Raw genomic sequence first — 14,445 nt, forward strand, 5'->3', positions numbered from 1 at the left:
GCTCAGGTCGCCTCCGATGTGCGGGCCCAGCGCGGGACGGGGCGTCGACGGGCTGCGGGCGTCGACGCGGGAACGGGTTCGGCCGGCGCCGCGAGCAGCGAGGCGGCCACGGCCAGGTGCAGCAGATACGGCGAGGCGTCGCCCAGCCCGGCCTCGGTGTACGAGGCGATCGCGCAGTAGCTGATCAGGAAGATCGCGCAGGCCCTCGACAGCGACGGCGGCCGCAGCAGCGCGACGCCGCCCAGCACGATGATGATCGCCGCCACCAGGGCGATGCCGGTCACGCCCTGCTCGTTGTAGACGGCCAGCCAGCTGTTGTCGATCGGCAGGCCGCCGAACGACTTGTCGCCCAGGCCCGTGCCGAACAGGTGCTGGGAGGTCGTCCGGGGCGCCGCCAGCAGGGCGTTCCAGACCTTGGCCCGGCCGGTCAGGCTCGCGAAGTTCTCCTGGCTCTGCCCGCGCAGGAACCACGCCTGGAGCGCGGAGCTGAACCCCACCGCGGCCACCGCGGCGCACAGCACCGCCCAGGAGAAGACCCGGCGTGCGGCGCCGCTGGTCAGGACGAGGGAGGCGATCGCCAGCCCCAGCGCGATGATCAGGCCGAGGGTGGCCGTCCGGGTGTGGGTCAGCGCGAGCAGCGCCAGGGAGGGCACGATGATCACCGCCGCGCCCGTCCGGTCGGTCCGGCGGCCCAGGAGGAGCAGCACGGTGAGCCCGGTGATCACCGCGGCGTACTGGCCGATCTGCGGCGGGGTGAGCGGCCACAGCGCGCCCACCAGCCGCCCGCCGTAGAGGTCGGGCAGGGCGGCGCCCGGCGAGATGACCAGGCCGGCCGCCACCGACCCGAGCACCGCGAAGTACATCCGGATGTGGTGCCGGACGAACGTCGTGCCGCCGTCCCACCAGCGGCTGAGCAGCCACAGCGTGCCGACGAAGAGAGCGAGCCGGGTGCAGCGGAACAGCGCGCCGAGCCCGGCCCCCTGGTCCACGCTGGAGATCAGGCTCGGCACCAGCAGCAGGGTCAGCAGGAACACGTAGGCGCTGGCCCGGACACGCACCCGGGGGTTGGCCAGGAGCGCCAGCGCGAACGCGGCGACCAGCGAGCCCATGGTGACCATCTGGATGAGGGAGCGGGGCAGCGGGACGATGGTCACGGCCCCGGCGGAGCCGAGGGTGTTGAGGACGAGCAGCCCCCAGACCGCCCCGACGATCTTCGCCGTGCGGTCTGCGGCGGTGTCCGCGGACCTCATCTCAACCACCGTCCTGTGCGCGGAAGGTGCTGCCCTTGTCCTGCCGGTACGGCGCGGCCTGCCACTGCTTGAAGCCGATGGTCCGGCTCGCGTCGTGGACGACGAAGGTCCACGGCCCGACGTAGGCGTTGTCGTGCCACCGGTTGTGCTGCTCGCCGGTGATCGCCTCGGCCACCCGCTCGCCCTGGTACGGCGACCAGTCCGGATAGGTGCCGTAGTTGGACAGCACCCCCATCCGGTCGCACTTCACCGTGCAGTGCACGACGGACTTGTCCAGCACGAAGCGGTTGTCGTGGATGTCCACCCGCTGGGTCTTCCACCGGCAGTCGGACTCGAGCGGTGCTCTGGCGATCGCGGGCTGCACACAGCGGCCGGTGTCCTTCACCAGCAGCGTGCAGTCGCCGGACGAGGTGTTGGCCGGGCTGTTGCAGAACCGGTCGGCGTTCTCCCACAGCGTGATGCCGGACCAGTTGTCCTCCAGGACGTTGCCGTAGACGTCGATCTTGTCCGTGCGGGCCCGGATCCGCGGTTCGCCGCCGGACTCGGAGAGGTAGACGGTCGCGAACGGGAAACTGTCGCCGGCGGCCGCCTGAGCGCGACCCTCCACCCAGTTGTTCCGCCGGATCGTGTTCTTCCGGACGACCGCGTTGTAGCTGATCTCGTAGATCAGCGCGGCGCCGTCGTTGTCCTCGATCAGATTGCCCTCGATGAGGAAGTCGTTGTTGTTGGTGTCCGCCCACAGTCCGGCGCCGCGGTTGTCGTGCACCCAGTTCCCGCGTACGTCCGCGCCGTCGACGGCCCAGAACTTGACGCCGCCGCTGCAGCCGCAGTCCGGCCGCCGCCGCTCCCAGTCGTCCGTGTTGTTGCCCGCGATCTCGTTGCCCTCGAGCACCAGGCCGTCGAGCGGGCCGCCCGCCTTGTAGGCGTTCATGCCGTACTGGCCGTTGTCGCGCAGGCAGCTGGCGCGGACCTGCTGACGGGCCCCGGCCATCAGCCCGGCGCCGGAGTTGTCCCGGATCGTCGCGTGCTCGATCACCCACCCGTCGGCCGAGTCGTGGTTGACCACGCCCTCGTCACGGGGCGCGACGAAGTTCCGCACGGTCAGATAACGGATGGTGACGTCGCGGGCGGCGCCGCCGAACGCGTAGTGGTTGCTCCTGCGGCCGTCGAGCACCGCGCCCGGCGCCCCGACGTAGACGTCCCCTTCCTTGGGGGTCACCTGGTCGTAGCGGTCCGACATGAGCGTGTGCCGGCCCGGCCGCAGCCAGAAGGTGGTGTGCGGGGGGCTGCTCTCGGTCTTCGCGGCCAGGTCGCCGGGCACCGCGGGGTCGACCGTGACCGCGCCCGCCGGCGCCTTCGACGGCCCGGCGGCGGGCGCGGCGCACACGCGGGCCACGTCCTTCGAGGGAGCGGAGGGCGCGGAGGGCGCGGCGGTCGGTCTCGGCGTCGCGTCCGTCGTGCCGCCGTCGCAGCCGGTCGCCGCCGCCAGCGCCAGCGCCAGCGCTGCCGCCGGCAGCGCCCGGCGCCGCCAGTCGATCCCCACGTGCCCTCCCCCCTTACCGACCCTGGAACCTGAGCACGGTGGTGAAGTCCTCCGTGCCGTCGGTGAAGCCGGTGCCCACCAACGTGGTGGCGGGTTCCCTGCGCCCGAATCCGGCGGAGTACCAGCCCAGCGGCGGGTCGCTCTCGCCGCGATGCGCCCGCCAGCTCAGCTGCCCGGGCAGGTCGAGCGCCGCAAAGCGGTCCTCGCCGTCCCGGGTCCAGGTGAGCGCGGCCCGGTCCGCCACCAGCTCCGCGGCGATCGCCGGGCCGAGGTGGAACGCCAGCCGCACGGCCCGGCGCGGGCCGCCGCGCACCTCGTCGACCACCGTCAGCTCGCGGCTCGCGGCCGCCAGTTCCACCCGGCGGCGGTGCACGGTGGGCCGGTAGCCGTCGTGCTCGGCGTACCAGCGGGCCACCCCCTCCCCGGACGTGTCCGCGACCAGGACCCGGCTGCGGGCCTGCCGGGTCCACAGGAACGGGCCGCCGGAGACGGACTGGTCGACGCCGTCCAGCTGCAGGGTGTTGTGGCCGAGGGTCGAGCGGAAGTACCGCCGCCACTCGGGCTGCCCGTGGTAACAGAACGTCCCCGGGTCGGCGAGCACGTCGACCCCGTCGTGCCGGACCTCCACCGACAGCGCGTCCGCGTGGGCGTGCGCGGCGATCGACAGGAACCCGTGCGGACCGCCGTCGCAGCGGCACCAGATCTCCTCCGGCCCCCGCAGGACGGTCATGCCCGCGTCGGCGAAATGAGCCGGCCTGACCGCCGGACGGGGCACGGCCCGCGGGGCCGCGTTCTTCGCGTACGGCTTGATGAGCGCGGCCAGCAGCGGGGTGCGCAGGTCGGCGGCGGTCACCGCGGGCCACCAGTCGAGCCGCCCGAACACGGCGTCCCCGGTGGCCAGCAGCGAGGCCCAGCGGTCGGTGCCCTCGCCGTCCACGACCAGACCGTGACCGTCGTCCGCGTCGCCCTGGCGCGGCGGCCGCAGCCGGTTGTCCACGACGGCCGCGAGGGCGTCGGTCATCCGCAGCAGCACCGGCCGGAGCGCCGCGGGCACCGCGACGCCCGCGGCGTCCGCCTCGGCCAGCGCGGCCAGACCGAGCTCCAGCACCAGCCCGTGGTACTCGGTCGCCAGCTCGCGGTTGAGGCCGGAGAGGAAGGTGTTGCCGCGCAGGTTGCGGTCCAGCGACCGCAGCGCGTCGGCCCGCCAGCGCGCCGAGGAGGGGAACCACCCGAACGCGCAGGACGCGGCGAACTGCCCGGCCGCCTCGGCCACGACGTGGTTGTTCGCCGAGGAGCCCCGGCTGGGGAAGGCGGCCAGCCAGCGCTGATGGTGCCAGATCTGGTTCAGCGCCACCGGGTTGTCCTCGAACAGCGCGGCCGCGCCCGGCCACCCGTCGAGCAGCCGGCGGATCCACACCCAGGACAGCAGCCGGATGCCCAGCTCGATGCCGCTGATCCAGTGCACCCCGCGCAGCGGCGTGTTGGCCGTCCACCACGACCGCAGGTGCTCGGCCACCCGCTCGGCGTACCGCTCGTTCCCGGTGACGGCGTAGGCGGCGGCGAGCACCGTGAGGTACTGGTGCCGGGACAGCTCCCAGATCTGCTTGACGTCCCCGACCGCGTCCTCGTTCCGGTAGGGCACGTCGAAGGCGTAGGCCCACGGCGCCCGCCGCCCGGTCTTCGGGTCGCGGCACCAGTCCGGGTCGGCGAGGTCGTCGCGTTCCACCCCGAAGTACTCGACGCGTCCGGCCATCAGCCGGTCCGCCTCGGCGACGAGACGTTTCACGGCGTCCGGCGGCGCCGCGGCGGCCGTCCCCGAGGGCAGCACCGCGGTGAACCGGGCGCCGGTCACCCGCGGGGCGGCCGGCGGTGCCGACCGCCACCGTCGCCTGCGCACCGCGTCGCCCACCCGGCCGCCGACCTCGCGCGGCCCCATCCGGGACAGCCGCCGCAGGTACCAGCCCGCGCTCATGGTCATGGCGCGCTCGTCAACGTCACCGGCGCGCCGCCCGCCAGGCCGGCCTGTACGGCGAGGGTGGCCGCCGTGGTGGCGACCAGCGACTCCAGCGGCACCGGCATCGGCCCGCCGGTCCGCACGGCCTTGACGAACGCGGCCAGTTCGGCGGACTGGCCCTTGTCCCGGGCCTTGGGCAGCCGCGAACTGACCCACCGCTTGCCGGCGTACACCGACGCGCGGACGAAGTCGTCGAGCCGCAGCACCTTGCCGTCGGCGATCAGGTCCAGCGTCTCCTTGGGAAAGCCGGGCGAGCCGGTGGTGACGTAGCTGATGGCGGCGGTGGAACCGTCCGGGTAGCGCAACACGACCTGGAGGTCCTCGTTGCCGGACGGGGCGACCGCGTACACCGAGACCGGATCGGCCCCGAGGAGCCAGCTCGCCGTGTCGATGAAGTGCCCGCCCTCGCCGGCGAACCGCGAGCCCTCGGTGTCCTGCCGGAGATACCAGCTGCCGTGATCGAGCCGGCCCGCGTTGACCAGGTAGCGCAGGCTCGCCGGACCGGTCCGGACGCCGAACCGCTTCCTGGCCTCCTGCAGCAGCGGCGCGAAGCGGCGGTTGAAGCCCACCTGCAGCCGGTCGTTGCCGGACTCCTCCACCGCCGCGAGCACACCGGCCAGCTCGTCCCCGGTCAGCGCCAGCGGCTTCTCCACGAACACGGTCTTGCCGGCCAGCAGCGCCTTGCGCGTCAGCTCGGCGTGCGAGCTGTGCCGGGTGACCACGAACACCGCGTCGACGGACTCGTCGCCGAGCACGGCGTCGAGATCGGTGGTCGCGCCGGCGAAGCCGAACTTGCGCTGCGCGTTGGCCGCGGACAGCGCCGTCGTCGTGACGACCGTGGACAGCTCGACGCCCTCGCGCTGCGCCAGGTGCGGCAGCAGCATCGACGTCGCGTAGTTGCCCGCGCCGACGAACGCCAGCCGCACCGGCGACTTCACGGGCCGGGCCGGGACGGGCACGGCGCCGCCGGAGCGCCCGACCGCGGGCACGGTCACCGCCGGGGCCTGCGCCCGCGGCGCCTCCTCCTGCTGCCCGGGGTAGCGGAAGAGGACGGCCACGGCCTTCAGTTCGCCGTCCTTCAGACTCCGGTACGTCTCGACGGCGTCGTCGAAGTCGGCGACATGGGAGACCAGGGGCTCGACGTCGACGCGGCCGCGGGCCGCGAGGTCGAGGAAGCACGCCAGGTTGCGGCGCTCGGTCCAGCGCACATAGCCGATCGGGTAGTCCCGCCCCTCCAGCTCGTACGCCGGGTCGTAGCGCCCGGGGCCGTAGCTGCGGGAGAAGCGGACGTCCAGCTCCTTCTCGTAGTACGCGTTCCACGGCAGGTCCAGACGGCACTTGCCGATGTCGACGACCCGGCCGCGGTCCCGGCTCAGCCGGGCGGCCAGTTCGACGGGCTGGTTGCTGCCGCCGCCGGCGGCCAGGTACACCTGGTCCACGCCGTGCCCGCCGGTGAGTTCGGCGACGGCACTCTCCACGGCCGCGGAGCCGGGATCACCGCAGGCCGCCGCGCCCAGGCGCTCGGCGAGCTCACAGCGCGCCGGGTCGGGGTCCGCCCCGACGACGCGGACTCCCGAGGCGGCCAGCAGCTGCACCACCAGCTGCCCGATCAGCCCCAGGCCGACGACCAGCGCCACCTCGCCGAGCCGCGACTCGCCCTGGCGGACGCCCTGCATGGCGATCGACCCGACGGTGCCGAACGCCGCGTGCCGCGCCGGGAGGCCGTCCGGCACCGGGGCGTACAGGTTCTTGGGCACCCAGTTCAGCTCGGCGTGCAGCGCGTGCTCGTTGCCGGCGCAGGCCACGAGGTCGCCGGCCTTCACGTCGTCCACCCCGGCGCCGACCTGCTCGACCACCCCGCACAGCGAGTAGCCCAGCGGCGTGTAGGAGTCCAGCTTGCCCATCACCTTGCGGTACGTGGCGGGCACCCCGTTGGCGGCCACGCTCTGCACGACCTTGGCCACCTGGTCCGGCCGGGAGCGGGCCTTGCCCAGCATCGACATGCCGGCCTCGGACACCTTCATCAGCTCGGTGCCGGTGGAGATCAGCGAGAACGCGCTCCGCACCAGCACACCGCCCGGCTTGCACCCCGGCGCCGGCACGTCGAGCAGTGCGAGCTCACCGCTCTTGTAGTTCTGCACAACCTGTTTCACCCGAAGTCCTCTTGTCTCTACGCAGTCGAGGGAGAGTTCTGGCCGGCCCCGGAGACCGCGCCGCGGTACCAGTACTCGAGGGTCAGCACATGCCACAGATGCTTGGAGAAGTCCTGCTGTCCGGCGGCGTCCTCGGCGACCATGCGCGCCAGCGCGTCGCGGCGCAGGATCCCGGAACGGACGAGCTCGCCGTCGTTGATGACCTCGCGCACCAGCGGAGCCAGATCGCGGCTCATCCAGGCGCGCAGCGGGGCACTGAACAGGCCCTTGGGCCGGTACACGATCTCCCGGGGCAGGACCGAGGCGGCCGCCTCCTTGAGGACGGCCTTGCCCTGCCGTCCGACGATCTTGCGGTCGCCGGGCACGGCGAAGGCCGCCCTGACCACCTCGACGTCCACGTACGGCACCCGCACCTCCGTCGACGCGGCCATGCTCGACCGGTCCGTGTAGGCGAGGTTCAGGCCCGGCAGGAACATCCGGGCGTCGCCCAGGCACATACGGTTGACGAAGTCGTCGAGGTCGTTGTCCTCGTAGACGTCCGCGTGCTCGCTCAGCACGTCGTCGACCGTCCCGGCCAGGTCCGGATCGACCAGCGCCAGCAGCTCGCCCCGGTCGTACAGGGTGTAGCTGCGCCTAAACGCCGTCTCCTCCGGCAGATCGGCGAAGGACAGGAACCGCTTCGCGAAGCGCACCGACCGGTATCCGCGGCGGGCCGAGGCGACCGGCAGCCGGTCCACGGCGGCGGACAGGCCGCGCCGCAGCGGCCGCGGGACGCCCTGGTAGCGCAGCGCGAGCAGGTTGGCCAGGTGCTTGCGGTAACCGGCGAACAGCTCGTCGGCGCCCATCCCCGACAGCATCACCTTCACCCCGGCCTCCCGGGCGGCCCGGCAGATCAGGAACGTGTTGATCGCGGCGGGGTCGCCGATCGGCTCGTCCAGGTGGTACGTCATCTGCGGCAGCAGGTCGAGCACGTTCGGGGCGATCTCGATCTCGTGCAGATCGACGCCGAACCGCTCGGCCACCTGCCGGGCGTGGCGCAGGTCGTCCGGCATCGCCTCGAACCTGGCGTCCTCGGCGCGGAACCCGATCGTGTAGGCGGAGATCCCGGGCCGGTCGCGGGCCGCCAGCGCGGTCAGGTAGCTCGAGTCGAGTCCGCCGGAGAGGAAGGTCGCCACGGGCACGTCGGAGAGCAGGTGACGCCGGGTCGACTCCTCGACGACGGCGGCGATGTCCGGCCGCTCCCCGCCGCGGGCGCGCTCCGCGCCCTCGGCGGCGACGTCCCGCAGGTTCCAGAACCGGCCGCGCTCCACCCGGCCGTCGGGCCGGCACCGCAGCCAGCTCCCCGGGGGCAGCTTCTCCGCCTCGCGGAACGCGCACCGCGAGTCGGGCACCCAGTAGTACAGCAGCGACGCCACCAGCGCCGCGTGGTCCACCTCCAGCGAACCGCCGGTCACGGCGGCCAGCGCCTTCAGCTCGGAGGCGAACACCAGCCCCGCGCCGCGCCGCAGCAGGAACAGCGGCTTGATGCCGAGCTGGTCGCGGGCGAGCACCAGCTCACCGGTGCGCTCGTCGAAGACCCCGAACGCGAACATGCCGCGCAGCCGGGGCAGGCAGTCCGTGCCCCAGCGCCGCCAGGCCTCCAGCAGCACCTCGGTGTCGGAGGTGCCGCGGAAGCGCACCCCGGCCGCGGCCAGCTCGGCACGCAGCTCGGGCGCGTTGTACAGCTCGCCGTTGTACGTCAGGACGAGGCCGTCCGAGGCCATCGGCTGGGCGCCCGTCTCGGACAGGTCGACGATGGCCAGCCGGCGGTGCCCGAGCTGCACTTCGCCGTCGCCGAGGGGATGGCCGTAGCGGCCCGCCCCGTCCGGACCGCGGTGGGCCAGGGTCTCGGTGAGCCGGTCGGTCACGGCCTTTCCGTCCGGCCATCGGTAAGTGCCTGCGATGCCACACATGTGCTACCGCGCCTCCTGGTCGCTGTCCGGGACCCGTGCCGCCCACATCGGCGGCCGCTCCGTCCCCCGCCGTCCCTCGCCCACCGCCTGAACGGCGTGGGAGGTCCCCCCGCCGACACCCCCGCCGTTCTGCCGCGCCGGCCGCTCGCTCCGGCCGCGCAGTGCGGTGTGCAGCCCGTTCCACAGCGTGCCGTCGGTGCGGTCCCGCGGATCGGGGTCGATCAGCACCACACCGGTCACCGGAATGTGCTGGTCGGCGAGTTGCCGCGCCACGGTGTGCAGCCATGCGGCGCTGCCGTGCCCGGCCCGCACGACGAGCACGGTCCGGGTTCCGAGGTACTGCAGGTCGGTCCACGCCGTGCCGGGCGCCACCGAGCCGACGCCGATCCGGCGCTCCTCGGCCGGTCCGGCCGGGGCGTGCTCGCCGGTGACCACGGCCGGGTCCCCCGGCTTCGGGCGGCGGCCGGAGAGCTGCCGGCCGGGCAGACCGTCGACGACGACAACCGGTCCCTCCGCCGCGAGTGCCCTGGCGAGGTCCAGGGCGATCACGCTCGTGTTGCGCGCGCAGCCCAGTTCCAGCAGCGACAGGGGTTCCGCGGAGCCGCGCACGGCGCGCGCCAGGGACGTGGTGAGCCGTTCGCGTGCCGTCCGGGCCCGACGCCGCCGCCACCGCCCGCCCGGCCGGTGCGGCAGTTCCGCGATGACCGAGGCGCCGAGGTTCGCGGAGATGTCCCGGCGCAGCACGGGACGGTCCGCCACCACCGAGCCGACGGCGGCCACCGCGAGCCCGAGGAAGAGCCCGAGGAAGAGCCCGATCGCGGCGTCGGTGGCGGCGGCCCTGGGCAGGGAGTGCCGCACCGCGTACGGGGCGTCCACGATCTGCGTGCCGGCGACGAGCCGGGGCGTGCCGATGCTCGCCTCCGCGGCGCGCTGGCTGAAATCGGTGATCTGCGAGGTGAGTTCGGCCCGGCGGGCGTAGAGGGACTCCAGGTCCGCCGACGACCCCGGCCCGCTCGCCTCGGTTCCCTCTCCGATCGTCCTGTTGACCTGGGCCAGCTGGGCCTTCAGCTGGTCACGCTGGTCGAGCAGGGCCTTGGCCTCGGCTTTCGAGGACTCCTGTATCCGCTTCACATGGTCCGCGACGAAGGCGTCGGCCAACGCCTCGGCGCGGGCCACCGCTTCCGCGTCGCTGCCACCGGTCACGGTGATCTGCAGCAGGTTGTTGGTCAGACCGGCGCCGCTGTAGTCCCGCATGAAGTCCTCGGGCGTCTCCCGGGACCGCAGGGACTTCAGGGCCTTGTCGGCGATACGTGTGGTCTGCAGCAGCGCCACATCGGTGCGGATCAGCGTTCCGGGATCGTTCGGCTGGTCCTGCTCGTGCGCGACCAGGATCTTGGTCACCGCGGTCGGCGGCTGCGGCAGCAGGAACGCCAGCGCCGCGCCGACGAGCAGCCCCAGCAGCGCGAGGGACCCCCAGAGGCGGCGCCGTCTGCGCACCGCCGCCACCAGAGCCTGCAGATCCAGCAGCGGAGCGGCGGCCGACGACTCCGCGGTCTTGCCCGTCGTCACTCTGTGGCTCCCGTCGCGTCGTCCCGTTCGCCGCCGATGGCCGCGAGCTCCGGCGCGGAGGCGCGCCGAGGGCGCCCGGCCGGCCGCGTCGCACGCACCGGACCGGCGAGGACGACGCCGACGACCGCGTGCTTGGCGTCCACACACGCCTCGGCGATGCCGGCGAGCTCCGCCGCGGTCCAGCTGCCGGCGCTGAGCACGATCAGCGCCCCGGACTCGCGGCCGCGGTCCGGCACCATCGGCCGGGACACCGAGACCGCCCTCGCACGCAGCGACGGATCCGCGTCCGCCTCGACGACGAGCTGCCCGGCGGCCCGGCGGGCGATCTCGTCCCCCTCGGGGAAGACGACGAGCAGCCGCCGCGGGGCCGACAGCCGATCCCGGAGGCGGGAGCACACCCGCCGGTAGCGGATCTGCCGGCTGGCCTCGTCGCCGGACGTCTGCGGAGCCGGGATGTCCCACCGGACGTCGAGGCCCAGCAGCCTGCGGATCCGGGCCCGCGGGCCACGGCCCTCCGGCCGGTGCGTGGGCCGTTCGACGGGTACGTCGACGGTGCCCAGCAGCGTGGAGCCCAGCGCCGCGGCGATCTCCGGCTCGCTGCGCAGCCGGCGGCTCATCCGCGCGCCGGCGAGATGGCCGATGACCGCGAGCAGGAAGAACAGCAGCGCCCCGCCCGCGACGAGCTGCGTCCTCGTCGGCGGCGCCTCGCCGGCCGGCCGGGCCGCCGACCCCATGACGACCATGTTCTTCGCCTCGTCGCCGGCCGGGTCGGCCTGCTCGATGGTGTTGATGGCCTCCCGCAGCGCGGTGCGCAGCTTCTCCAGCTCGGTGCGGGTCTGCACGCTCTCCACGGTCTGCCCCGGATCGGTCGCGTCGGCCAGCTTGCTGATGCGGCGGCTGGTGGCCTCGACCGACTTCTGCAGCGCGGCGAGCTCCTTCGCCGCCTCCGGGTCGGCGCTCTCGCTCGCGATCCGTGTGGCGTAGGCGACGAACTCCTTGGCCACGTCGTCGGAGAGCAGCTGTGCGCGCTCCGGGGTGCCGGCCGTGCCGGAGATCTTGATGATGTTCCCGTCGCTCGCCTTGGCGCTGACCTGGTCCCGCAGATCGCTGCCGCTCACCCCGGTCCAGCCGAGCGTGGCGGCCGCGCGGTCGACCACCACCGAACTGGTCGCCACCTCCGTCTGCGTCAGCAGCTCGCGCTCCTCCCACGTCCCGGGCAGCAGCACCGACGCCGAGGTCGTGTAGCGCGGCGGGAACAGCAGGGAGGCGCCGTAGCCGACGAGCGCACCCACCAGGGCGAACATGGTGAGCAGCCGCCAGCGCCGACGGATAATCCGCCCGATGGTGACCAGGCGTATCGTGTCATCGCTCAATGGTGCGGCCTTCCCCGTCCGGGTCCGGGTCGCGCGCCGTCACCGGAGCCCGGCCACCGCAGGCGGCGTCGTAGGCGGCGAGCAGCGATCGCTGGGAGTTCCGCCAGGACAGCGGCCCGCCGATCCGCTCCTGGCCGATCTTGCCCATCAGGGCCCGCTTCTCCGGGTCGTCCAGCAGCAGGGCGATGAGCCGGGCGAACTCGCCCTCGTCGTCGGAGGGCGCGTACACGGCGGCGTCACCGGCGGAGACCCGCGCCTCCCGGAGGTCGAACGAGACGACGGGCCGGCCCATCACCATGTACTCGAGGACCTTGTTCATGGTCGACACGTCGTTGAGCGGATTGTTCGGGTCGGGGGAGAGGCACACGTCCGCGGTGGACAGGTAGCGCACCAGGTCGGCGTCCGGAATGCGCCCGGTGAACTCCACCTGCTCCGCGAGCCCGAGCCGCCGGGACAGCTCCACCATCGCGTCGAAGGTGTCGCCGCCGCCGACGAACACCGCGTGCCAGTCGGTCCGCCCGGCCTCGTCGCGGAGCTTCGCGAGGGCCCGCAAGGCATAGTCGACGCCGTCCTGCGGGCCCATGACGCCGAGATAGCACAGCAGATGAGGCTTGCCGCGCTTCAACTCCGGCTCGGGCGGCACGGGATGGAACCGGTCGACGTCGGGCGCGCTGCGCACCACGAAGACGTCCGACGGCCGCTTGCCGCCGCGGCGCACCGCGACGTCCCGGTAGCTCTCGTTCGTGGCCAGCACGACGTCGGCGGCCCGGTAGGTCCGCCGTTCCAGCGCGCACACCGCGCGGTAGAGCAGGTCCTCGCCGCGGCCGAACCGGGACAGGTACAGCTCGGGCACCAGGTCGTGCTGGTCGAAGACGAACCGCGCTCCGCGCCGCTTCATCCACAGCGCCGGCAGGAACAGCAGGTCGGGCGGGTTGCAGGCGTGGACCACGTCGACCGGGCCGACCTTCCGGGCCAGCCGGACCGTGTGCCACAGCGCCGTTCCGTACTCCCGCAGATAGCCGGCCGGCCCTCCGGTGGCCGCGCGCAACGGGTAGCGGTGGATCCGCACCCCGTCGATCTCGGCCTCCGGCTCCGTGTCCCGCTTGCCGCCCTGCGGACAGATGACGTGGACCGTCCAGCCCGCGTCGCGCAGCGTCGTGCACTCCTGCCACACCCGCCGGTCGAACGGCACCGACAGGTTCTCCACCAGGATCAGCGCGCGCCGCTGCGGGCGGTCGCCGCCGGCCGTGTCGCCGGACACCGTGTCACCAGGCAAGGCCCACATACCCCTGTTCGGCCCGGCGCGCGTCGGCGTCGGGAAGGTGGACGAGGTCGATGATCACCGGGGTGTCGCCGTGGGGCAGCGCCGACAGCACGGCCGGATCCTTCGTCCCGACCAGGCACACCTCGGCGTGGTCGAGCACCTCCTCGACGGAGTCCGCGAGCAGCTGCGCGAGATGCGGCAGCCGGTTCTCGATGTACTCGCGGTTCGCGCCCAGCAGCCGGGAGAGGCTCACGTTGGCGTCGTAGATCTTCAGGTCGTACCCCTTGCCGAAGAGCCGCTCCGCCAGCTCGACGAGCGGGCTCTCGCGGAGGTCGTCCGTACCGGGTTTGAAGGACAGCCCGAACAGGCCCGCCCGGCGTTTCCCGGTGCGCTCGACCAGCTCCACCGCGCGCTGCAGATGGTCGGAGTTGGACGGCAGCACATGGGACAGGATGGGCACCGAGACGTCCGCCCGCTGCGCGGCGTGGACCAGGCTGCGCAGGTCCTTGGGCAGGCAGGAACCGCCGAAGGCGAAGCCGGGCCGCAGGTAGGCGGGGCTGATGTTCAGTTTGCGGTCGGCCAGGAACACGTCCATCACCTGGTGCGAGTCCACCCCGAGCGCCTGGCACACCGCGCCCAGCTCGTTCGCGAAGCCGATCTTGAGACCGTGGAACGCGTTGTCCGCGTACTTGATCGCCTCGGCGGTCGGGACCGGCACCCGGAACACCTCGCCGGGCAGGCCCTCGTACAGCGCCGCCACCGCGTCGCCGCTCGCCCGGTCGAGCTCCCCGATGACGGTCTTGGGCGGGTCGAAGAAGTCCCGCACGCTCGTGCCCTCCCGCAGGAACTCCGGGTTGACCGCGACCCCGACGTCCACCCCGGCCGTGCCGCCGACGTACTTCTCCAGGACCGGCACCAGCAGGTTCAGACAGGTGCCGGGGAGCATGGTGCTGCGGAAGACGACGGTGTGCCGGCTCCCCCGCTTGGCCCCCTCGGTCAGTGCCGCGCCGATCTCCTCGGTGACCCGCTCCAAGTAGGTCGTGCACAGGCTGCCGTTGGGCTCCGACGGCGTGCCCACGCAGACCAGCGAGATCTCGCTGTCCATGATCGCCTCGCGGACGTCGCCGGTGGCGCGCAGCGCCCCGCTCCGCACGACGTCGGCGATGAGCTCGCCGATCCGCTCCTCGACCACCGGGGCCTTGCCGTCGTTGACCAGGTCGACCTTCACCTGGTTCACGTCCACCCCGACGACGTCGTGCCCCATGCTGGCCAGGCACGCGGCCGACACGCAGCCCACGTAGCCCAGCCCGAAAACGCTGACTCTCAT

At 73.2% G+C, this 14,445-nt stretch carries 9 protein-coding genes; all 9 read right to left on the bottom strand.

Going from position 1 to position 14,445, the window contains the following annotated elements; translation table 11 throughout:
* Window positions 1-2: 2 nt before the first annotated feature.
* The 9 genes from IE239_RS36065 to IE239_RS36105 are packed head-to-tail and all read right to left on the bottom strand — an operon-like array spanning window position 3 to window position 14,445.
* A complete protein-coding gene (locus IE239_RS36065) occupies window positions 3-1,250 on the bottom strand; it encodes an O-antigen ligase family protein (RefSeq protein ID WP_190153705.1) in 1,248 nt (415 codons plus the stop codon).
* Window position 1,251: 1 nt separating this feature from the next.
* Window positions 1,252-2,793 (bottom strand): right-handed parallel beta-helix repeat-containing protein, encoded by a 1,542-nt coding sequence (locus IE239_RS36070; protein ID WP_190153706.1) that lies wholly within the window; start codon window positions 2,791-2,793, stop codon window positions 1,252-1,254.
* 13 nt (window positions 2,794-2,806) lie between these two features.
* Window positions 2,807-4,771: a heparinase II/III family protein gene (locus IE239_RS36075; protein WP_190153707.1), complete on the bottom strand. Its 1,965-nt coding sequence runs from the start codon at window positions 4,769-4,771 to the stop codon at window positions 2,807-2,809.
* On the bottom strand, window positions 4,768-6,960 hold the full coding sequence (locus IE239_RS36080; RefSeq protein WP_190153708.1) for a bi-domain-containing oxidoreductase: 2,193 nt from the start codon (window positions 6,958-6,960) through the stop codon (window positions 4,768-4,770). Before IE239_RS36080 ends, IE239_RS36075 begins: the two co-directional genes overlap by 4 nt.
* A gap of 17 nt (window positions 6,961-6,977) precedes the next feature.
* A complete protein-coding gene (asnB, locus tag IE239_RS36085) occupies window positions 6,978-8,912 on the bottom strand; it encodes an asparagine synthase (glutamine-hydrolyzing) (protein WP_190153709.1) in 1,935 nt (644 codons plus the stop codon).
* Window positions 8,913-8,915: 3 nt separating this feature from the next.
* Window positions 8,916-10,481: a Wzz/FepE/Etk N-terminal domain-containing protein gene (locus IE239_RS36090; protein WP_190153710.1), complete on the bottom strand. Its 1,566-nt coding sequence runs from the start codon at window positions 10,479-10,481 to the stop codon at window positions 8,916-8,918.
* On the bottom strand, window positions 10,478-11,854 hold the full coding sequence (locus tag IE239_RS36095) for a Wzz/FepE/Etk N-terminal domain-containing protein (protein WP_190153711.1): 1,377 nt from the start codon (window positions 11,852-11,854) through the stop codon (window positions 10,478-10,480). Before IE239_RS36095 ends, IE239_RS36090 begins: the two co-directional genes overlap by 4 nt.
* Window positions 11,844-13,139 carry a glycosyltransferase family 4 protein gene (locus IE239_RS36100; RefSeq protein ID WP_190153712.1) on the bottom strand — a complete coding sequence of 432 codons (1,296 nt, stop codon included), beginning with the start codon at window positions 13,137-13,139 and terminating at the stop codon, window positions 11,844-11,846. The genes IE239_RS36095 and IE239_RS36100 overlap by 11 nt, the downstream gene beginning before the upstream one ends.
* Complete coding sequence (locus IE239_RS36105; protein WP_190153713.1) at window positions 13,120-14,445, bottom strand: nucleotide sugar dehydrogenase; 1,326 nt, start codon at window positions 14,443-14,445, stop codon at window positions 13,120-13,122. The genes IE239_RS36100 and IE239_RS36105 overlap by 20 nt, the downstream gene beginning before the upstream one ends.

The organism is Streptomyces humidus (assembly GCF_014649655.1).
In the GTDB taxonomy this organism is placed as follows: Bacteria; Actinomycetota; Actinomycetes; order Streptomycetales; family Streptomycetaceae; genus Streptomyces; species Streptomyces humidus.

Coding starts and splice junctions, on each gene's coding strand:
- IE239_RS36105 (WP_190153713.1), bottom strand. CDS start 14,445: ATGAGAGTCAGCGTTTTCGGGCTGGGCTACGTGGGCTGCGTGTCGGCC.
- IE239_RS36100 (WP_190153712.1), bottom strand. CDS start 13,139: ATGTGGGCCTTGCCTGGTGACACGGTGTCCGGCGACACGGCCGGCGGC.
- IE239_RS36065 (WP_190153705.1), bottom strand. CDS start 1,250: ATGAGGTCCGCGGACACCGCCGCAGACCGCACGGCGAAGATCGTCGGG.
- IE239_RS36075 (WP_190153707.1), bottom strand. CDS start 4,771: ATGACCATGAGCGCGGGCTGGTACCTGCGGCGGCTGTCCCGGATGGGG.
- asnB (WP_190153709.1), bottom strand. CDS start 8,912: ATGTGTGGCATCGCAGGCACTTACCGATGGCCGGACGGAAAGGCCGTG.